15 protein-coding genes and 1 pseudogene are annotated in these 19,508 nt (G+C 64.7%); 9 read left to right on the top strand and 7 right to left on the bottom strand.

Features of this window, described 5'->3' with window-relative positions:
• The first annotated feature begins 411 nt into the window (after positions 1-411).
• The 4 genes from FHJ30_RS21560 to FHJ30_RS02040 all read left to right on the top strand — a co-directional run bounded on the left by FHJ30_RS21560 (position 412) and on the right by FHJ30_RS02040 (position 4,645).
• Positions 412-2,238, top strand: coding sequence for an HNH endonuclease signature motif containing protein (locus FHJ30_RS21560; RefSeq protein WP_240793545.1), 1,827 nt, complete (start codon positions 412-414; stop codon positions 2,236-2,238).
• Positions 2,239-2,371: 133 nt separating this feature from the next.
• Entirely contained in the window at positions 2,372-3,046 is a 675-nt protein-coding gene (locus FHJ30_RS02050; protein ID WP_139027615.1) for a DUF4145 domain-containing protein, read from the top strand.
• A 125-nt stretch (positions 3,047-3,171) separates the two neighbouring features.
• Positions 3,172-3,438 carry a hypothetical protein gene (locus FHJ30_RS02045; protein ID WP_139027614.1) on the top strand — a complete coding sequence of 89 codons (267 nt, stop codon included), beginning with the start codon at positions 3,172-3,174 and terminating at the stop codon, positions 3,436-3,438.
• A gap of 427 nt (positions 3,439-3,865) precedes the next feature.
• On the top strand, positions 3,866-4,645 hold the full coding sequence (locus FHJ30_RS02040) for a hypothetical protein (RefSeq protein WP_139027613.1): 780 nt from the start codon (positions 3,866-3,868) through the stop codon (positions 4,643-4,645).
• A gap of 164 nt (positions 4,646-4,809) precedes the next feature.
• Here the strand turns inward: FHJ30_RS02040 and FHJ30_RS02035 are convergent, their stop codons facing one another.
• A complete protein-coding gene (locus tag FHJ30_RS02035) occupies positions 4,810-6,087 on the bottom strand; it encodes a recombinase family protein (RefSeq protein WP_205677027.1) in 1,278 nt (425 codons plus the stop codon).
• Between the two features lie 139 nt (positions 6,088-6,226).
• Between FHJ30_RS02035 and FHJ30_RS21950 the strand changes: the two are divergent.
• A pseudogene (locus FHJ30_RS21950) lies at positions 6,227-6,412 on the top strand (HNH endonuclease); the annotation flags it as partial.
• A gap of 67 nt (positions 6,413-6,479) precedes the next feature.
• Here the strand turns inward: FHJ30_RS21950 and FHJ30_RS02025 are convergent.
• Entirely contained in the window at positions 6,480-7,301 is an 822-nt protein-coding gene (locus FHJ30_RS02025) for a putative protein N(5)-glutamine methyltransferase (RefSeq protein WP_139027612.1), read from the bottom strand.
• A gap of 122 nt (positions 7,302-7,423) precedes the next feature.
• On the opposite strand from FHJ30_RS02025, the gene FHJ30_RS02020 reads away from it, so the two are divergent.
• A complete protein-coding gene (locus FHJ30_RS02020; RefSeq protein WP_139027611.1) occupies positions 7,424-8,482 on the top strand; it encodes a beta-propeller fold lactonase family protein in 1,059 nt (352 codons plus the stop codon).
• A gap of 214 nt (positions 8,483-8,696) precedes the next feature.
• Entirely contained in the window at positions 8,697-11,771 is a 3,075-nt protein-coding gene (locus FHJ30_RS02015) for an alpha-amylase family glycosyl hydrolase (protein WP_139027610.1), read from the top strand.
• A gap of 115 nt (positions 11,772-11,886) precedes the next feature.
• Here the strand turns inward: FHJ30_RS02015 and malQ are convergent, their stop codons facing one another.
• Positions 11,887-14,082 carry a 4-alpha-glucanotransferase gene (gene malQ / locus FHJ30_RS02010; RefSeq protein WP_240793544.1) on the bottom strand — a complete coding sequence of 732 codons (2,196 nt, stop codon included), beginning with the start codon at positions 14,080-14,082 and terminating at the stop codon, positions 11,887-11,889.
• A 221-nt stretch (positions 14,083-14,303) separates the two neighbouring features.
• Positions 14,304-15,038 (bottom strand): GAF and ANTAR domain-containing protein, encoded by a 735-nt coding sequence (locus FHJ30_RS02005; RefSeq protein ID WP_139027608.1) that lies wholly within the window; start codon positions 15,036-15,038, stop codon positions 14,304-14,306.
• A 181-nt stretch (positions 15,039-15,219) separates the two neighbouring features.
• Between FHJ30_RS02005 and FHJ30_RS02000 the strand changes: the two genes are divergently transcribed.
• Positions 15,220-16,278 carry an aldo/keto reductase gene (locus tag FHJ30_RS02000; RefSeq protein ID WP_139027607.1) on the top strand — a complete coding sequence of 353 codons (1,059 nt, stop codon included), beginning with the start codon at positions 15,220-15,222 and terminating at the stop codon, positions 16,276-16,278.
• Here FHJ30_RS02000 and FHJ30_RS01995 read toward each other — a convergent pair.
• Positions 16,264-17,328, bottom strand: a complete 1,065-nt coding sequence (locus tag FHJ30_RS01995; RefSeq protein ID WP_139027606.1) for a DMT family transporter — start codon at positions 17,326-17,328, stop codon at positions 16,264-16,266. The genes FHJ30_RS02000 and FHJ30_RS01995 overlap by 15 nt on opposite strands.
• Complete coding sequence (locus FHJ30_RS01990) at positions 17,325-17,876, bottom strand: TetR/AcrR family transcriptional regulator (RefSeq protein ID WP_171058887.1); 552 nt, start codon at positions 17,874-17,876, stop codon at positions 17,325-17,327. The genes FHJ30_RS01995 and FHJ30_RS01990 overlap by 4 nt, the downstream gene beginning before the upstream one ends.
• A gap of 220 nt (positions 17,877-18,096) precedes the next feature.
• On the opposite strand from FHJ30_RS01990, the gene FHJ30_RS01985 reads away from it, so the two are divergent.
• The gene (locus tag FHJ30_RS01985) at positions 18,097-18,396 is read left to right on the top strand and encodes a DUF4193 domain-containing protein (protein WP_139027604.1); all 300 of its coding nucleotides are present in this window, start codon (positions 18,097-18,099) and stop codon (positions 18,394-18,396) included.
• Between the two features lie 309 nt (positions 18,397-18,705).
• On the opposite strand, the gene FHJ30_RS01980 is transcribed toward FHJ30_RS01985, so the two are convergent.
• The gene (locus FHJ30_RS01980; protein WP_139027603.1) at positions 18,706-19,269 is read right to left on the bottom strand and encodes a dihydrofolate reductase family protein; all 564 of its coding nucleotides are present in this window, start codon (positions 19,267-19,269) and stop codon (positions 18,706-18,708) included.
• Positions 19,270-19,508: the final 239 nt, after the last annotated feature.

Raw genomic sequence — 19,508 nt, 5'->3', positions numbered from 1 at the left:
GGCTGAATTTGCCAGTCAGGGGGTTCCTCCTTCCCGTTCCTTAGCGGTTTTTTCCCCCTTGCTTTAAGCGTCCGGGTGACGCACCTCCCCCGGTTTTTCCACATAGCGCATTCAGCAGCGTTTTTTGTCAGTGGTCGTTGGCAGAGTTATCCCATGGAGGCCATTGGGGAGCACCTTGAGGAGTTCGGCGGTTTAGCTGCCCTGCCCTCCAGCGCTGATCCCCTGCCTCCTGGCACTCGTATTCGTGCCCGCGCTGACTCGTTTCCTCGGGGCACAAAGATTCAAACCAGCGGCAGCACATCTACAGCCGGAAGGCTCCCTGCGAGGCATGGTCGCCTTCAGGCCGTACCCGCGGACAGCACCCCGCCTCCCGTCGGCTCCGAAATACTCCCGGCTCCCGCAGGCCCGGAAATGCTCCCGATATCCGGTGGTGCGGAAGCGAACGAATTGTCATCGCTGGGCCTCGCCGGCCTCGGGAATCGGCTCAACGGCGTCGCCGCGGAGGCCGCAGAGGCCTTGCGAGGAGCCAGCTACCCGGCGGTTGCTCAGTTCGCGGGTCACATTGAGGAGTTCGCGCGGACTATTGAGCACCTTCAGCTGCTTGCCGTCGGCGCCGTGGACCGGACGCGTACGGAAGCGATCGCCGCAGCCGCAGCTGCGCGTGCCAACCGTTCCCGTTCGTGGGTCACCGGCTGGAACAACGGCGCCGAGACCCTGGACGAAACCGACGCCGACTGGCCGGCACCTGCCACCCCGGCTGCCTGCCCTGACGCGACCGGCCCTGCAAGCAGCGCCGGGCAGGTCGTGACCTCCCCGGCCGACGACGGGTGCAGGAACACGGCCGAATTCCTCCGTCTTCGGCTCCGTATCCCCCTGCGTGAAGCCCGCCGCCGCCTCGCCCTGGCCCACCAGACTTTGCCGGGGACCAGCCTCACCGGCGAACCCCTCGCACCGGCACGGCCACGCTTGGCCACCGCCCTCACCCCAGTAACCGGTCGCGTCCCCGAGCAGGGAAAGTCCTCCTCGCCGGTGGTGTCCTCCTACGCCAGCACCATTATTGCCACCGCACTGGACCGGCTCGAGCGGTTCACTACACCCGAGGCCCTGGACTTGATCGAGAGGGACCTCACCAGCGCCGCAGTTACCGCCGACCCCGATTTCCTGGCCAGGCTCGTCCAACGCTGGACTGAGGCCATCGGCGCTGACGGCGCCGAACCCAGCGAAGAAGCCCTCCGCCGCAACCAAGGCGCCTTCCTCCGCAAGCCGCGCCACGGCCTGCACCACGTTGAAATCTTCGCGACCACCGAACAATACGAACACCTCCTTACCGCCATGAACGCCGCCACCAACCCCCGCACCACAACCAACTCCAGGGGCACGGCCACACACACCGCCGCCAACACCAGCCCCGGCGCCGCAACCAGCCGAGGCACCACCAGCAGCATGGGCGAGGAGAGCAGCATGGGCGCGGAGAGCAGCATGGGCGAGGAAAGCACAGAGGGGCCGGGTTCCTGTACTGCCAACAGTGTGGGGTTGGCTGGAGACAGCACCGGCCATGGTGCCGTCTGGAACGACACCCGCGAAGGCACCGGCCCGGACCTGGAACGGCGTACCAGGCCCCAACAACAACTCGACGGCATCATCGGCACCGTCAAAGCTGGCCTCACCACCAACGCCCTGCCAGCCACCGGCGGCAACCGGCCCCAAATCATCGCCACCATCAACTACAAAGACCTCTTCCCCCACCTCCCCTCCGCAGAGCAAGGAGCCAGCACAACAGACCCGGGAGCAGGCGCTGCAGGAACGGGAACAGGAGAGGGAACCAACCCAAAGGTCTGCGAAGGACCACGCACGCTGTCCCGGCCGGGAGACTCGTCAGGAACCCGCAAGGTGTCCGGGACAGGCAGTGGGTCCGGGACAGGCAGTAGGTTAAGCACGGGGCAGCTGTCAGGGACGGGAAACTTCGCCTTCACAGGTCCCGTCGCCGCCGAAACGCTGCGCAAAATTGCCTGCGATGCCGACATCATCCCCGCGCTCCTCGGCACCAACGGGGAGATCCTGGACCTCGGCCGGAAAACCCGGCTTTTCACCGCGGCCCAACGCCTCGCACTCATCGCCCGCGACCAAGGCTGCACCTTCCCCAACTGCACCATCCCGGCGCCGTGGTGCGAAGCCCACCACATCACCTACTGGTCACAAGGCGGACCCACAAACCTGGATAACGGGACAAATTGTTAATAGGACCTCTAAAAAGCCCATGGGTAGGATCGAACGTCTCATCCGACGTTTGTCACTGGGGGCGAGATGAACGGCCTCACTCAACAGACTGTCGAAACCGACTACATAGTCGGCGCCGGGTACGCTTGCCGACATGAGTATAAAAGCCGTGTTTTTTAGAGATTGTCCATGGTGCGGTGTTAAGCACGCAGCCATGTCCCCTATGTGGTCCCGAATGGCAGTTCGAGATGCAAATAACAATCAGCGGTCTTGGGTCGCTATGGCTTGTCCGCGCTGCGGTGGTCTTATAACCGTTGAGGTGCAGGTAACTTCGTTCCACCACCTGTCCGATAATCAGCCGATCCCTGACGAACTTGATGGGTATGAAGTTCGGGCAGTTCCTGAACTGGACCGAAAGCAGTATCAGATCAACCATTTGCCAGAGGACGTTGCCAGATTCTTCTCCGATGCAATTGTAGTGATGGAAGCTGGCGTTCCGGACGCGGCAGCCGTACAACTCAGGCGCACGCTTGAAGCCGCAGCGGCGCATAAAGGCGCCAGTAAGAAGACGCTTGTTCAAAGTGTTGAGCAGATGATGGCGGACGGGCTGGTAACACGAGATTTTCGAGACGTCCTCACACACGTTAGAAAACTGGGTAATATCGGCGCTCATGCTTCGGACGAGAAGCTAACAGCCACCGAGGTAGACAGGGCTTTAAGTTTTACAACTCAATTCTTGAGAAATGTATTTGAGGTGCCCGGCGAACTCGAGCTTCTCGTTGCTGAATCCGCGAGTGATGAAGCAGCAAATGCGACCGCTGAGGTTTAAATAAGGAGAGGCGAGGAGGCGCCGCGAAAGCGGCGCCTCTTTACTTGAAATAGCAACATAACTCGGACTCCTCGTATGGGAGCCACAGCAACTGCCCGGGTGGGGCTTAGGGGAGAATAGTTGCCATGACTAGAGAACTCGTGCTTCCCCAGGACTTCAGTGATTACGCCTGGGAAGTTGAGTCGAAAGGTTACTTCGACGCCGCTGTGCGTCTCGGCGATTCGCTGATACCTGTGAGCTTCTATGACCCAGTCCGCTTGCAACAAGAAATTGCGGACGACATCGAGTCTGATCGTCTATTCACAATTAGGCGCTTGCTCGTTATTGAGGTAGTCACTGTCGAGAACATGAAATGGGCCGTCGCCGAAGCAGCGGATGACTTCTTTACATAAGCGAAGCTGATCCGGCGCCCTAGCTACCTACGACCACCGTTGCACTGGGGTTCTGGTGTTCCCCTCGGCAGCGACGCGGCGGCAGCGGGTGTCCGCGGCAAGGGACGCAGCGCCCGGAGGACGCTTAGCGTCCGAGGACGAACGGTTCCGCGGCAGGTAGTGACAGCCGTGTAATTCGTGTGGCAAGATGGGCGCATTGCAGGACCCGGCAGAACCAACTCAGGGCCGGTATAGATACTTAGCAGGTGGCCTTCCTGAGGGGTCGAGCAGCGTGGTAGGCCCGCGTCCATTAGGAATGCTCACGGTTAAACGACAGAGTTGGGCCCGCCGGAGCGAGACCGGATGCTGAGGCCCCTGTCGATCATCAACTCATTTTTGTCAGTGGACCTTGGCGATTCCTTTGTCGGTTTCGTTCTCTTGGGGTCCCATGTCTTCGTCAGCAATCAATACTTCTCTTGGCCGACTTATCGCTGCTGATGCCGGCTGGTTCTTCTCGTTGTATCCGGATGCCGGCGAGGGCGGCGGCGGGTTCCGGTCGTCGTACAAACCAAACCGGGCCTTCGTGGCAAAAGGTGCTGCTGCCGATCCTGAGCGTGCAGCTGCCGAGGCCGGGAGACGTGCGGGGTCCAAGCTCAGGCGCTATTGCGCGGCGAACCGTCTCAACCGTCTTGGGACGCTGACCTATGGCGGTGGTGGTTGTCATGATCCGCAGGAACTGCGCTCACATTTGGGTCAGTTTTTCCGGGACCTGCGCGCTGGTCTGGGTGGTGAAGCGTTGCCGTACGCGTGGGTTCCTGAGTGGCATAAGACGGATCATGGCCTGCACGCTCACTTTGCTGTAGGCCGGTATATCCACCGCAAGCTAATCAAGGAGGCTTGGGGCCGCGGACATGTACATATCAAGCTGCTGGGTGACTTGCCGGTCGGTTCCGGGGCGTTGTCGGAGGCACGAAGAGCTGCCGGATATCTGTCCAAGTACGTCTCCAAGAGCTTCACGGAACCGTCTTCCCGCGTGTTTGGGCTGCACCGTTACGACGTGGCGCAGGGATTCCAACCGGTCAAGCTCGCCCTGAGCGGCCACTCCCCCGGCGATGTTCTCACCCAGGCTTCTGACTACTTGAACGGGCCTCCGGTGACGCAATGGTCTTCGGCCTCCGTGGAGGACTGGGCGGGTGCCCCTGCTATCTGGGCGCAGTGGGGTGCATGATGGTCGATCAGCGGGTGCTTGCTGAGTGGGTGGAGGCCACGTGCGCTGCCCAGGGTGTTCCGGTTCGGGTGACTGATCCCGGTGTTCTTGCCCGGGTTGGCGTACTTATGGGCGCCGCGCCCGGAACGGACGGACGCGGCAGCGGCCGGAGTACCGCCGCGGCGTCATAGCTGCCACACGGGCTGGATCCGTGCCGGGTCCAGTGACCGTGCCCCGGGTGTTCCGGGCAGAATGGTCGCATAGTCCAGGACGGCTTTGATGATCGCAGCCTGCCGGTCAAGGTTCAGCGTCTCCCACTTCTCTTTCAGCTGGCCACCGGTGCCGATCAGGCCGTCTAGTGCTGTCGAGTTTGACGCCTGCGCCAGCTGCCGCTCGGTGGCCTTAATTCTGGTTTCAATGGGGCCTCGTGCGGCCTTCCACTCCGCGCTCGAGATTTCTTTCGCGGCCCAAAGTTCAGACAGTTCCTTCATCTGGTTTCGGTCCTCTTCCAGCGACCCCAGTAATGTGCTTTGTCGGTCGTCGGCTGCGCGGCGGCCTTGCAGCGTTTCGGACATCTCGGTCGTATCGAGACGCATAAGCACCCCCGCGGCAAGGAACTCTTCCAGTGGGGCGGCAACGATAGCAATCCCGCCGCAACCTCCATGGTCAGGTCCAGAGAGACACACGTAACGGCGGGTGTCGACACGAACAGCGGAGAACAGCTTATTTCCGCATTTGCCGCACCTCAACAGCCCGGACAGCACATACCGGCGCGGTGCTCGGGTGTTCGTGCGCCTTTTGGTTTCGAAGTGGCCAAGAATCTGCTGGCGTTGTTCGGGCGTGATGATCGCTGGCCATTGAGCGGTCGCGACCACGACTCCTTTGTGTTCCCTCAGCCCTGCAATTCTTCCGGATTTGAGTATCGCGTTCAGTGTCATTGTTTGCCACTGGCCACCGGCAGTGGTCTGCACCCCTGCCTCGTTGAGCCAGACACAGATGGAACGTGATGATTCCCCGGCCAGGAACCGGGCCACAGCCTGCCGAAGAATTTCCGCCTCGGCCTCGATGACCGTCATACGGTCCTGCTCGTATCCGAACGGGCGGTGGTGTCCACCGTTCGGTAGTCCTTGTTCCGCGGTTTGACGGGCCTTGCGTTGGAGTCGCTGGGACTTCCGGCCGGATTCTTTGGAGGCAATCGCTGCCAGAATGCGGGCCATGAACAGGCCGTCATCGTTGCCGAGATCAATGTCCGCTGTCACGGATTTAACCTGTGTCACCCCGGCCTGCTCACACAGCCGGGTGAACTGCTCCAACTCCATCGGCTGCCGGGTCAACCGGTCCATGTTGTAGACGATCACGGCGTCCCGGTAGCCTCCGGCGAGATCATCAAGCATCCGCTGGTACTGCGGCCTGGGCTTACCTTTGAAAGCGCTGATGTCGTTGTCGACGTACTCTTCGCACACAGTTCAGCCGTGATCGGCGGCGAGCTTTCGGCAGTCCTCCAGCTGGCGCGTCACGCCCAGGGCCTCCCCCGTCTGGTCTGAGGAGATGCGGGCGTAGATCGCGGCCGAGCGGGGCTTCTTCATGGGGTCAGACTAACAAAGCGTCAGTAACGGCGCACTCCTATGCGCACATCACCACCACCTCATACACAAGGAGCAGTGGACCATCGCCACCCGCCATGGCACCCCCTGGTTCATACCCCCACGCCACATCGATCCTCACCAGAAACCCCAACAGAACCGATACTTCAAACTACCCCCGCCTCCTGCGGCGCCCCGGGCATGAGGAGCCCAAGGGCGCAATCACTCCGGTGGGGCAAGCTTAAGAGGTGCCAACGCCGGCACAGCCAAGCTTAAGAGGCGCCGAAACCGGCGCTGCCAATAACCACCGTGCCGTTGAGTTCGTCCGAGTGGACTATCCGGACGGTTAGGCCTGACGCAGCCACAATGGATGCTGTTCCCTCAGCCTGCTGCTCACTGGTCTCAATGAGCAGATGCCCGTTGGAGGAGAGCCAGTCCAGGGCACCGGCTGCCACGCGACGGTGAAAGTCGAGCCCGTCCGCGCCGCCGTCGAGTGCTGTCCGCGATTCATGAAGACGGGCTTCCGGCGGCATGGTTCGTATCGCATCTGTGGGGACATAGGGGGCATTAACGGCCATGACATGCACCCGGCCCTGGAGCTTGCGCGGGAGCGCTGAGAACAGGTCCCCTTCGTACACGTGTCCGCCCACCGCTCCCACGTTGACGCGGGCGCACTTCACGGCCTCCGGGTCCACGTCCCCGGCATGCAGCTCGGCGCCGGGGGCCCGCCGGGCAATGGCCGCACCAACTGCTCCAGACCCGCAACACAGGTCAACGACAACTCGGGGACAAGGAAAGCGGCCGGCCTGCAGCAGTCCCACTGCCTCATTGACCAGCAGGTGGGTCCGGCGCCGGGGCACAAAAACCCCCGGATTCACCGCCATGCGGTGTCCGTCGAAGTCGGCCCAGCCAATAATGTACTCCAGGGGTTCGCCGGAGGTGCGCCGGGCAACCCAACCAGCAAGTGCCGCAGCGCTGGACGCCTCATTGACCAGCAGCCCCGCCTCATCCTCGGCGAAAACACAACCGGCGGCCCGCAATGCGGAAACTATGGCGGCAAGAGTGAGGGGTGCGGATGTCCCGGAAGCCGGCATAGGCACTCCGATCTACGAGCTACGAGCCGGCTTTCTCTGGGCCGGCGGACCTGGGGCGGATGGTGTCCAATGCTAATCCGCAATTACACCGCACGGCAGCACCTTGTTGGCAGTATGGACCTATGACTTCACCTGCCCAGTACGGCCTTATATGGACCGGCACCTACACCTCCGACGGAGGCGGCCGCGCCGATGGCATCGGTGCCCTCGCCGCGCACAAGGACGGAAGCCTCGGATGGCTGGGGACGGCGGTGAAGGCAGATTCGCCGTCGTTCCTTGCCGTTCATCCCACGTTGCCCGTGGTGTACGCGGTAGGGGAACAGCGCGGGATGGTCCGGGCTTTCCGCCGCACCGGCGACTTTGGCCTGGAACCACTGGGAGATCCACAACCAGCCGGGGAAGCGGCGTGCCACGTAGCTGTGGACCCCCTGGGCCGCTTCATCACTGCAGCCTGCTGGGGTGACGGCCAGGTCCTGCTCTACGAACTGGATGGCGACGGCGGGATGACCGGCTGTTTCCCGGCGGCACCATCGGTGGATCCGCACGCCAGTCTCACCCCGGGTGAACCTCGGCAAAGCCGTGCCCACGCCAGCCTGATGCTGGCGGACGGACGCGTCATGACGACGGACCTGGGCCATGACACCCTTCGGGTCTGGAACTACGTGCCCGGCACCGGCCTGGTGGCTGACCACCAGGTAGCCCTCCCCTTCGGCAACGGTCCGCGCCATCTTGTGCAGCACCAGAACGGCAACGTGTTCGTGGTGTCCGAATACTCCGTTGAGGTGTTCGTCGTGCGGCCGGACGCGGGGACCTTCGAGCTGATCTTCCGTGGTCCGGCCACCTTCGGCGGCAAGGCTCCGGGCGACTCCGCCGCCGAGATCTGCCTTGGCCATGACGGCCGTTTCGCGTATGTGGGCGTTCGCGGCTCCAACATCATCAGCACCCTCGAAGTGGTGTCCGGTGGGACGGAACTGGTCCCGGTCAAGGACACGCCCAGCGGCGGAAACTGGCCGCGCCACCACCTTGTCAGGGGGACCTGTTTGCATGTCGCCCACGAGCGGTCGGACAACGTCGCAACGTTCGCCCTTGATGACGTGACCGGCATTCCCGCCAGGATGATCGACGACGTGCAGACCCCCTCACCGACTGCCTTGGTCCCTGCCTTGGCGCCCGCCAGCTAAACGTTCCGAGAAGGGGCCAGCGGGCGTAATCCAAGCGGTGGCGGCGGATCAAGGATCGCGCGGCCAAAACGCTGGAGTTATTCGGTGCAAGCGCTTACAGTTGTGGCGTGACTCACAGGAAGCACGCTTACCTGTTTGAGGCACGCAACGATTGCCGCCTGTTTCCCCGGCGGCAAGCCTGTACAGCAGCGCCGCTCCCAGGAAGGTCTCAGCCTTGATACACCGCACCCGTCCCAGCGCGCCCCCACGCGCCCGAACTTGTCCTACTCCCGCATTCCGTTACGCCGCCGGGCTGCTGGCAGCCGCCGTCGCCGTCTCGGCCGCAGTCCTCCCCGCCCAAGCCGCGCCTGGCCCGAAAGACCCAGGATCGGCGTCGGCCCTTCACTCACTCCGGGCCCCCGTAACGGACGAGAACTTCTACTTCGTGATGGCGGACCGCTTCAGCAACGGAAGCACCGCAAATGACCAGGGCGGCTTGGGCAGCGATCCCATGGTGTCCGGCTTCGACCCCACGAACAAAGGGTTCTACAACGGCGGAGACCTGGCGGGCCTGCTGGACAAAATCGACTACATCCAGGGCCTGGGCACCACCTCCATCTGGCTCACCCCCAGCTTCAAGAACAAGGCGGTACAGAAGGAGGACAACTCGGCCGGCTACCACGGCTACTGGATCACGGACTTCACCCAGATAGACCCGCACCTGGGCACCAATGCCGAGCTCAAGGCCCTCATCGACGAGGCTCACGCCCGCGGCATGAAGGTGTACTTCGACATCATCACCAACCACACCGCGGATGTCATCAGTTATCAGGACAAGGCACGCCAGGGGTACGTCTCCAAGGACGAAGCGCCGTACAAAACTGCGGACGGAGTGGAGTTCGATGACCGCGACTACGCCGGCTCGGAAAGCTTCCCGAAACTCGATCCACAAGTATCATTCCCCTACATTCCCGAGTTGACCGGCGAAGAGCAGAACCTGAAGGTTCCGGACTGGCTGAACGATCCCACGCTCTACCACAACCGGGGCGACACTACCTTCGCCGGTGAGGACGCGTACTACGGCGACTTCTTTGGCCTGGATGACCTCTTCACCGAGCACCCCAAGGTGGTCAGCGGGATGAAGGACATCTACAAGACCTGGATCGGGGACTTCGGCGTGGATGGCTTCCGGATCGACACCATGAAGCACGTCAACAACGAGTTCTGGCAGGATTTCGGCCCGGACGTCCTCAGTTATGCAAAGGCCCAGGGCAAGGACGAGTTCTTTATGTTCGGCGAGGTCTTTGATACCACCAAGAGCTTCACCTCCCAGTTCACCACCCGCAACCAGATGCAGGCAGTCCTGGACTTCCCGTTCCAGGAGGCAGCGCGGAGCTTCGCGTCCAAGGGCCAGAACACCCGGACGCTGGAGACCTTCTTCGCAGGCGATGACTGGTACACGGACGCAGACTCGAACGTGTACCAGCTGCCCACGTTCCTGGGCAACCACGACATGGGCCGCATCGGCAGCTTCGTCGCAGCGGACAACCCCGGAGCAACGGACGCCGAGAAGGTGGCCCGCGACCAGCTGGCCCACGAACTGATGTACTTCTCCCGCGGCAACCCCGTGATCTACTACGGAGACGAGCAGGGCTTCACCGGCCCTGGCGGGGACCAGGACGCCCGCCAGACCCTCTTCCGCAGCAGGGTGGAGGCATACCTCGACGACGACCTACTGGGCACCGACGCCACCCACGCCCAGGACAACTTCAATCCCGGGCACCCGCTGTACACGAAGATCAGCGAGCTTGCCGCACTCACCAAGGAGCACCCGGCCCTGCGGGACGGCGCCCACCAGCACCGTTACGCCTCCGACGGCGCCGGCATCTACGCCTTCTCCCGCACGGATGCGGAAGACCAGCGCGAGTACGTTGTGGCGCTGAACAACAGCGAACAGCCACAAACTGCCGAGGTGCCCACGTACATCGCCAAGCGCACCTATACCCGGATTTACGGCGAAGGCGCGGACGAGGCCAAAACCTCGGCGGACGGCAAGCTGACCGTCACCGTCCCGCCGCTTTCCGCCGTGGTGTACGAGTCGTCCGGGAGGATCCCGCACTCCAAGGCGGCGCCCGCCGTCGTCCTCCAGGAGCCGGCGCCTGCACAGGGTGACAACGGGCGCCTCAAGGTGACGGCCGACGTCGACGGCTCCTCGTTCTACGAGGTCACCTTCGAAGCCAAGGCAGCAGGCGGGGACTGGACGACCATCGGCACTGACGACACTGCCCCGTACCAGGTGTTCCACGACGTCGCGGCCTTCGACGCCGGCACGGCGGTGGAGTACCGCGCCACCGTCCTGGACAACGGCGGGCACACCGCCACGTCGCAGTCCCGCGCGGCAAGCGTTCCCGCGCCCGTCCTCACGCTGCAGAAACCGGAAGAGGGCAGCAACGTGAAAGGCTCGGTGGAGCTCAGCGCCACAGCCGATCCCGAGAAGGCAAGCCACGTGGTTACCTTCGAACGCAGCGTCGCCGGCGGCGCGTGGACCACGGTTGCCACCGACGAGTCCTCACCCGTCTACTCGGCCTCGGACGACATCTCGAGCCTTGAGGATGGCACCAAGGTGGCGTACCGGGCCACGATGGCCGGCCCCGGTTTCAGCGTGGCCAGTGACATCCGGACCGTCACGGTGGGCGACGCCCCGCAGCCGAATTCGGTGACCGTGGTCGGGTCCTTGAACCAGGCCATGGGTTGCACGGGCCAGTGGGATCCGACCTGCCCGAAGGCAATGATGACGCTGGACCCTGCCGACAAGGTCTGGCGGCTCACGGTGGATCTTGACCCGGGCCAGTACGAGTACAAGGCCGCGCTGAACGGCGGCTGGGCGGAGAACTACGGAGCCGGCGGCGCAGCCAACGGGCCGAACATCACGCTGGACCATCCCGGCGGCCCGGTGACGTTCCGCTATGACAACACCACCCACCTGATCACGGCCGTGTACGCCTCCCAACAGCCCGGCGCCGTTGCGGCTGCCGGGAGCATGAACACCGAAATGGGCTGCGCCTCGGACTGGGATCCCGCCTGCGACCAGGCGCAGCTGGCACTGGACCCGGCCGACCTCATCTGGAAGCTGGCCGTGCCGAACCTGGACGCGGGCACCTACGAGTTCAAGGCCGCCCTTGACCGGTCCTGGAACGTTAACTACGGCGCAGGCGGAGCCTCCCCCGGTGGCGACATTGTGTTCAAGCACGACGGCGGCCCGGTCACCTTCCGCTATGACCACGTCACCCACCTGATCACCGCGGGCTAGCGGAGTCCTCCGCGAAAAAAGCGGACAGCGCGGGGCCACTTCCAGCCCGTCCCGAATCATCGGACGGCGGGAAGGGGCCCCGCGCTGCTGTGCCAGCCGATCCCCCGGCGGCGGGCTAGCTGCGCAGGGCACCTTCCACGGCGGCCAGCAGCGAGTTGAACCGCGGGTTGGCGGGAAGGTCGTCAAGGAGCACGGGCTTGCCGTCCGGCCCGGCCAGCGGAACCTGCCAGTTCGGATACAGCGCTTCGGTGGTGCCGGGCTGGTTCTGGACGCGCCGCTCGCCCACCGCATCCACAAGCGCAACGCCCAGCAGGACCGACGGCGTCTGGGTGAGCAGGAGGTGGAGCGCCTCGATGGTCCGTTCCTCGGTCTCCGCCAGCGCGCCCGCGTCACCGGGCAGGTAGCCGCGTTCGCGCAGCAGGGCCAGCATTTTCTCCAGTGAGGCGTTGTGTTCGGCCCGCTCCTCCTCCTCGGACCGCTCCAGGAGCTCGAGCCGGCTGCGCAGTGCCACGTGATCGCCGGCAAGGTAGCCTGCCGTGGGCGGAAGGTCGTGGGTGTTGACGCTGGAAAGTGCCTGCGTCCGGTACTTTTCCGGCGCCAGGGGCGAATCGCCGTCGTACTCAAACCAAAGGATGGACGTTCCCAGGATGCCGCGGGCGGCAAGGTAGTCACGCACCCACGGTTCGAAAGTTCCCAGGTCCTCCCCGATCACCACGGCTCCGGCGCGCTGGGCCTCCAAAGCAAGGATGCCGATCAGCGCCTCATGGTCGTAACGGACGTAGGCGCCATCGCCCGGGGCATTGCCAACCGGGATCCACCAGAGCCGGAACAAGCCGAGGATGTGGTCCACCCTGATGCCGCCGGCGTGCCGCAGGACCGTGGCCAGCATGTTCCGGAACGGCTGGTAGCCGGCCTCGGCCAGGCGGGCGGGGTGCCACGGCGGCTGTCCCCAGTCCTGGCCCTGCTGGTTGTACATGTCCGGCGGGGCGCCCACGCTGGTGGCCGGAGCGAGCACGTGGCGGAGGGTCCAGGCGTCGGCACTGCTGTGGTCCACTCCGACGGCGAGATCGTGCACCACACCCAGGCGCATGCCGGACCGCAGCGCAGCCTTCTGGGCCTCCTCAAGCTGCTCATCGCAGATCCACTGCAGCCAGCGGTGGAACCCGATCCTGTCCGCAAGCTTTTCCCGCAGCACCTCGGCCTGGGGTGTCCCCAGGGAAGTGGCCGGATCCGTCCACAGGGGATCGTCCGGCGCAACGTCTTCACGGATGGCGGACCAGAGCGCGAAATCGTCCAGTCCGGTCCCGGAGATCCGGCAGAACTCATCAAACGCAGCCTGACGGGCAGGGGAACGGCGCGCGTGGTAGAGCAGTTCCAGCGCCTGGAGTTTGGCGGCATAGACGGCGTTCCGGTCCAGCCTGCCTGCGTCCTTGTTGAGCCCCGCGACTTCCTCCCGAAGCTTCTCCACCGCTGCACGCCGGCGCGGCTTCAGGTAGGCCAGTTCGGGTATCGCCTCCACCCGGATGTAGAGCGGGTTGAAGAACCTCCGGGTGGAGGGGGAATAGGGCGAGGGCTGCACCGGCGGCACGGGCTCTGCGGCGTGCAGCGGATTCACCAGCACGTAGTCCGCCCCGCGCTCACCGCTGAGGGCGGCAAGGTCGGCCAGGTCGGCGAAGTCGCCAATACCCCAGGACCGCCGGGAGCGGACGGAGTAGAGCTGCGTGGCAAGCCCCCAGCCTCGGCGCTGTTCAAGTGGCTTGGCGGTTGTCAGCTGGCGCGGCGTCACCACCAGGGTGGCCACGGCAGTGGTGCCACCGGACTCGGCGGTCAGGGTGTGCCAGCCAAGCGGCAGGTCCTGCGGGAGGGCGAACGTGGCACGGCCGATGGACACGCCGCCGATATCCTTGGGCTGTTCCCAGACGTCCTGCTGGACGGCGTCCACAGTGCCTGCACTGTCCTCGAGGGCAATGCTTAGCTGGACGGCGGCACCGTCCGGCACATGGACCGGGACCAGCGCCGGCTCGCCCTGCTGGATAACGACGGCGGGAGGCAGCATGCGCCGCCACGGCGCCAGTTCCGCTTCCGCCAGCGCGGCCTCAATCGCCGGGTTGGTGTCCGCCTTTACGCCAAGGGCGGCCAGGACCTTGATCAGGGTACTTTCGGCCACGGTGTGCGGCAGCCCGTCCCAGCCCTGGAAGGAGGTTCCCACACCGTGCGCGTCCGCGAGTTTCTGGAGCAGGTGGGGGTCTACGGCCTCGCCGTCGGCAGCTTCCACCGCAGCGGCCGCAGGGCCTGGAGGATCTGTTGGCATCCCTGGACTATATGAATGCTGCTGGTCTGAAGCCGTCATGCGTGTCCGCCTCGTCTGGTGTGATGTGGCCCGAACTTACGTGCTGCCTGTTGCTGCATGGTGTACCGGGCGCCTGCACCCCCGCGCACAACCGTTGGTTCAGATTATTGCAGGGCGGCGCGGAGACGAAACCGGATCGTCCCAGCAACAACTTTGACTTGCCTTCAGGTCATGCCCGCAGCCTACGGATCGAAGTGCGTGCTGACCGAGCCCGAGCTCACACGGCTCAGGACGTCCGCCGCGAGGTCCCTCAACTTCTGGTTCCGGTGGCTGGACGCCTTAGTGAGCATCGCCATGGCCTCCTCCTGCGAGCAGCGGTTCTGGGCCATAATCACCCCGCACGCCAAGTCGATGGTGGTGCGGTTCTCCATGGCAGCCGAAAGGTCGTCGGCAACGTTCCGGGCGTCAGCGATCTGCAGGGCCAGCCGCAGCGCCCGCTCGGCCTGGTCGGCAAACCCCTGTGCCTTGCTGATGACCGCTCCCGTGAAGACATCAGGTTCGGAGGAGAAGAAGTTCAAGGCGGCCGCCTGGCTGTCGTCGAGGGCCAGGGGTACGCCCAGCACGCTCCTGCAGCCGTTGGCGGCCAGGATCTTTTGGAACTCCGGCCAGCGGGTATCGGCGTATACATCCGCAAGGACTACAGGCCGCATGGTCTCCAGCGCGGCAAGGCACGGCCCGTCACCGAGGACCTGCTCGAGCCTGTCCAGCTCCTTGGCCCGGTCGCTGCTGCCCGCCACGGTCATGCTGCGCTTGCGCCGGCGCAGTGTCACACCGCATTCAACCCGCGAGCCCGCAGACTCACTCAGGGCCGAAGCTGCCACTCCGGAGAGCTCCGTGAGGAAGTCGTTCACGTTGCTGCTGCCAATTATCAGGTCGTGCAACCTAACGAATTGTTCGTCATCGCCTGGAGTGCCCATGCCTCAATATAGGCGCTACCGCCGGGGAAACGCCCGCCACAATTCGTCACGCCGGGCCCCTGCGTTACTCCGTGCGAAGAAAAGCGAAGGACTAAGGCATAAACCTGCCGCCCCCACACGAAGCTGTGTAGCCTCATGACGATCGAAGGCATCAGTGGCAACGCAACTGGAGGGACCGGGGATGAGCCTCAGCGAACTGCGGGTATTCGGGCGGTCGGGGACCCCGGTCAGCCCGCTCACTTTGGGCACCATGAATTTTGGCGAGGGCAACGGCAGCCCCAACGGCGGCGCGCACGGCTCCCCCACCGGCGCCGATGAGAGCATCCGGATCATCCAGGCGGCGCTGGACGCCGGGATCACCGCCGTCGATACCGCCGATGTCTACTCGCAGGGCGAGTCGGAGCAGGTAGTGGGCCGCGCGCTGCGGGGACGGCGCGACGACGTCTTCCTCGCCACAAAGTTCCATGGGCAGATGAGCGCCAACCCCGCCCACTCCGGAAACTCCCGCCGCTGGATCACCCAGGCAGTGGAGGGCAGCCTCCGCAGGCTCCAGACAGACCGGATCGACCTCTACCAGGCACACCGGCCGGACTACAACACCGATGTCCTCGAAACCATCACCACGCTCAACGACTTGATCCGCCAAGGCAAGATCCTCTACTACGGCACGTCCGTCTTCACCCCGGCGCAGCTTGTGGAGGCGCAGTGGCTGGCCACCACAAACCACCTGATCCCGCCCCTGGGAAACCAGGTGCCGTATTCCATGCTGGTGCGCGGCAACGAACGCGACGTGCTGCCCATCGCCCAGCAGTACGGGCTGGGCGTCCTCGCGTACGGGCCGCTGGCCGGCGGCTGGCTGTCCGGCAGCTTCGTCCTCGAATCCGGAAAGGCGCCCACCCGCGTGCATTCATTGCCCGGCCGGTACGACATCTCAGGCCCCTCCAGCGAACGGAAGCTGCACGCCGCGGACGCCCTGGCGCGGCTGGCGGACAAACTGGAGCTCTCGCTCGTGGACCTGGCCATCGGCTTCGCCCTCACCCACCCCGCCATCAGCAGCGTCATCATCGGGCCACGCAGCGAGGAACACCTGCAGGCGTACTTGCAGGCAGCGGAAGTCCGGCTCAGCGAATCCGTCCTGGACGCCATCGATGACGTGGTGCCGCCCGGAACCAACTTTGTGGAGCGGGACGCGGGGACCATCGTTCCCTCCATTGAGTTCGCGGAATTACGACGGCGGTAGCGGGCTTCGCGCGGAACTTTCCTGATACGGCGGCGTGTATTGCCCGGCGGGCGTTGACTGCCCGCTGCGGGTGTCCTGCCCGTCGCGCATGTCAACGGCCGGGGCGGGCGGCGCGGGCAGGACACCGGCGGACTTGCCCGGCGTCAGGATGAAAAGGCTGAAAATGACGACGGCGGCGCCAAGCCAACCGTGCAGCGGCAGCCGCTCTCCCACCACCAGCACCGCCAACACCGCAGCCACTACCGTTTCAAGCAGGGAAATACCGGTGGCAGTGCTGGCCCGGACCCTGGCCAGTCCCCAGCCGAACAGCACATAGCCGGCGAACATCGGGACCAGGGCCATGTAGGCTCCCACGGAGAAATTGGTCCAGGATTCCAGCAGGGGCGCGCCGGTTGCCAGGAGCACGGGCATCAGCAGGAGCCCACCGAGGCCGAAGACAGTTCCCATCGCTGCCCGTGAAGATATGCCGCCGCCGATAATGCGGTGGGCCGCCCAGGAGTACAGGGCATATGTGGCACCGGCCACCAGACCCAGGGCTATCCCCGCCAACGGGGTCCACGTCTCACCAGGAGAGCCGGAAGTGGCGGCCTGTTCGTGCCCCTGCCCGGCCGAGGACAGCAGTGCCGCGCCCATGACACCCAGGAAAGCTCCGGCCGCCCACCTGCGGCTGAGCGGCTTTCCATCCGCGAAGCGCTCGATGAGTGCAGCTGCCACCGGCGCCGAACCGATGGAAACCACGGTTCCCACCGCAACGCCGGACAAGCGCATCGAGCTGTAGAAGGCCAGTGGGTAGACCGCCACCGCCACCGCACCCAAGGACACCAGGCGCCAGCGGTCCAGCAGGCCCGGCCATTGCCCGGTGATGGCGTTGACGGCATAGAGGGCCTGGAGCAGGCCGCCGACGCCCATGGCAACTGCGCCAACAGCCAACGGGCTCACGGCCGGGGCGAAGGTGGCAGCCGTTCCCGTGGTTCCCCAGAGCACGGATGCGGCGGCAACGCATAAAGCACCCCACAGCGGCACTCTGTGGTTTCCGGCGTCCGGGTTCACAGCCCCTCCAACAGCCGGGCGGCGATGGTCCGGCCGTCCTTCAGGCGCTGGTCATTCCCCTCCAGCCCGGCCCTGGCCATGGCACCTTCGAGCAGGAAGGCCAGGTGCCTGGCCAGCCCGGCGGCGCGCCCATCCTCTCCCGGCAGGAGCTCGGCCACGTGCCGGGCCAGCAGTTCCTCAACCTCTTCCTTGTGTTTCCGGACCGCAACCCGCCCGGCCGCCCCCGCGGGAAGTTCCGCCGCTGCATTAAGCAGCCCGCAGCCCCTGAACCCGTCCTGGTAGGCGAGGTTGGCGTGGTCCATATATGCGTCAAAAACAGCCAGCACCCGTTCCCGCGGAGTCTGGGCGGTCTCCATCCGCTTGCCGTACAGGCCAAGCCACTCCGCGTGCCGCGCTTCCAAATAGGCGGCCACAAGTTCCGCCTTGGAGGCGAAATTGTTGTAGAGGCTCTTCTTGGCAACGCCGGCCCCAGCGGTGATGGCATCGATCCCGGTGGCCCCCACGCCTTGGGCATAGAAGAGCCGGGCTGCCGCTTCAAGCAGCAGCACCCGGGCCGGGCGCTTCGGTGATTTTGCGGCGGAAGGCGCGCTTGCCTCAGCGCTTGCTGGTGCGGCATCCGGGAGGGGCAACGCGGCTCCTTGCTTCGTAAGTAGTTAGATCAGTCTACCTACCGCAGCGCAAGGTGCCACGCCGGGAATATCCGTGCCCGCGTCCATGTTGTTGCTCTGTTCAGAACGAACTGCAACCAGCCGACAGGAGAACGCATTAATGACAGTTGACTATGACGCTCCACGGGTGACGCCCGAGGAAGAGCCGAACAGCGGCTTTGAGGAGCTGAAGACCGAGAAGTCGGGCCGAAGGGAGGCGACAACCGACGTAGACGAGGCCGAGCTCGCGGACAGCTTCGAACTGCCCGGGGCGGACCTTTCGAACGAGGAGCTCCTAATCCAGGTGGTGCCGGTCCAGGCCGACGAATTCACCTGCATGTCCTGCTTCCTGGTGCACCACCGCAGCCAGCTGGCAAGGGAGAAGGACGGCAAGAAGTACTGCAGGGAGTGCGAGTCGTAGGGGGCCGGGCAGTCCGGCGGAGGCTGGCGCTCCACCGCCTCCGCCCCGGCCTGGAAATCTCCTAGTGCCTCCAAAAACCCCATCGATTGCTCCGTAGGTGTCGTTTTGAACGTTGAAAACGGCAGTTACGCGGCAATGGATGGGCTTCACTTCAAATCAAAGGGCGAGTAATCCGGGCGGCGACACGAGATGGCATCCTTGCGGCTAAGCAGGCCGATAGAGATCGCGCGCTACTGTAGCTCATCCCCTTGGCCATAGCTGAACCGTCTATGTCTCGGTAACGGTTCCTCGCCTGGGGCCCTCCCGCAGTCAGCGCCGGGTCTTGTACCTGGTCAGGACCACGCCGCCGGGAAACATCCGGGACTCCACCAGGTCCAGGTTTACCCAGTTGTCCAGGGTGGTGAAGAACGGCGTGCCGCCGCCCACCAGGACCGGATGGGTGAGCATCAGGTACTCGTCGATCAGCCCGGCCCGCATGGCTGCCGCGGCGAGCGTGGCGCCGCCGATGTCCATGGAGCCGCCGTCGTCCGCCTTGAGGCGGGTGATCTCGGCGACCGCGTTGCTGGTGACCAGGCGGGTGTTCCAGTCGACTGTGCTGGTCCTTGAGGAGAACACCACTTTCGGCATGTCCCGCCAGCGGCGGGCGAACTCCATGTGCGCCGGCGTGGCGCCGGGCTGCTGGTCGGCGGTGGGCCAGTGGGAGCTCATCGTCTCCCACAATTTCCGCCCGTACAGCGCCAGGCCCGTCGCCCCCACCCGGTCAGACCACCACTGGAACAGCTCATCGCTTGGTACGCTCCAGCCGAGGTCGTCACCGGGCGCGGCGATGTAGCCGTCCAGGCTCACGTTCATGCCGAAGGTCAGGGTGCGCATGGCGCCAGTCTCCCGTGAGTCGGTATCCGTTGTACAGGCCGGCACGGGGCGGAAAATCATCGGCCAGGCAACACCGGGCCAATGCCGCCCAGTCCGGTAATCTGCGGGCCTTTGGGCCAGCCAACTACCAGTCGTGGACCGTTCCGTCGATGAGGCGGTTGTAGGGCAGGTAGGCCTGCTGGTACGGGAACGCGGCTGCGGCTTCCTCGTTGAACTCGACGCCGATCCCGGGCTTGTCG

The sequence above is a fragment of the Arthrobacter sp. BB-1 genome (assembly GCF_006151685.1).
Taxonomy (GTDB): domain Bacteria; phylum Actinomycetota; class Actinomycetes; order Actinomycetales; family Micrococcaceae; genus Arthrobacter.
This window is presented reverse-complemented; position numbering and strand designations above follow the sequence as displayed.

What these genes read in the sequence shown, in the direction of transcription:
- FHJ30_RS21560 (WP_240793545.1), top strand. Translation starts at nt 412, where the DNA reads ATGCTCCCGATATCCGGTGGTGCGGAAGCGAACGAATTGTCATCGCTG.
- FHJ30_RS02050 (WP_139027615.1), top strand. Translation starts at nt 2,372, where the DNA reads ATGAGTATAAAAGCCGTGTTTTTTAGAGATTGTCCATGGTGCGGTGTT.
- FHJ30_RS02045 (WP_139027614.1), top strand. Translation starts at nt 3,172, where the DNA reads ATGACTAGAGAACTCGTGCTTCCCCAGGACTTCAGTGATTACGCCTGG.
- FHJ30_RS02040 (WP_139027613.1), top strand. Translation starts at nt 3,866, where the DNA reads ATGTCTTCGTCAGCAATCAATACTTCTCTTGGCCGACTTATCGCTGCT.
- FHJ30_RS02025 (WP_139027612.1), bottom strand. Translation starts at nt 7,301, where the DNA reads ATGCCGGCTTCCGGGACATCCGCACCCCTCACTCTTGCCGCCATAGTT.
- FHJ30_RS02020 (WP_139027611.1), top strand. Translation starts at nt 7,424, where the DNA reads ATGACTTCACCTGCCCAGTACGGCCTTATATGGACCGGCACCTACACC.
- malQ (WP_240793544.1), bottom strand. Translation starts at nt 14,082, where the DNA reads ATGCCAACAGATCCTCCAGGCCCTGCGGCCGCTGCGGTGGAAGCTGCC.
- FHJ30_RS02005 (WP_139027608.1), bottom strand. Translation starts at nt 15,038, where the DNA reads ATGGGCACTCCAGGCGATGACGAACAATTCGTTAGGTTGCACGACCTG.
- FHJ30_RS02000 (WP_139027607.1), top strand. Translation starts at nt 15,220, where the DNA reads ATGAGCCTCAGCGAACTGCGGGTATTCGGGCGGTCGGGGACCCCGGTC.
- FHJ30_RS01985 (WP_139027604.1), top strand. Translation starts at nt 18,097, where the DNA reads ATGACAGTTGACTATGACGCTCCACGGGTGACGCCCGAGGAAGAGCCG.
- FHJ30_RS01980 (WP_139027603.1), bottom strand. Translation starts at nt 19,269, where the DNA reads ATGCGCACCCTGACCTTCGGCATGAACGTGAGCCTGGACGGCTACATC.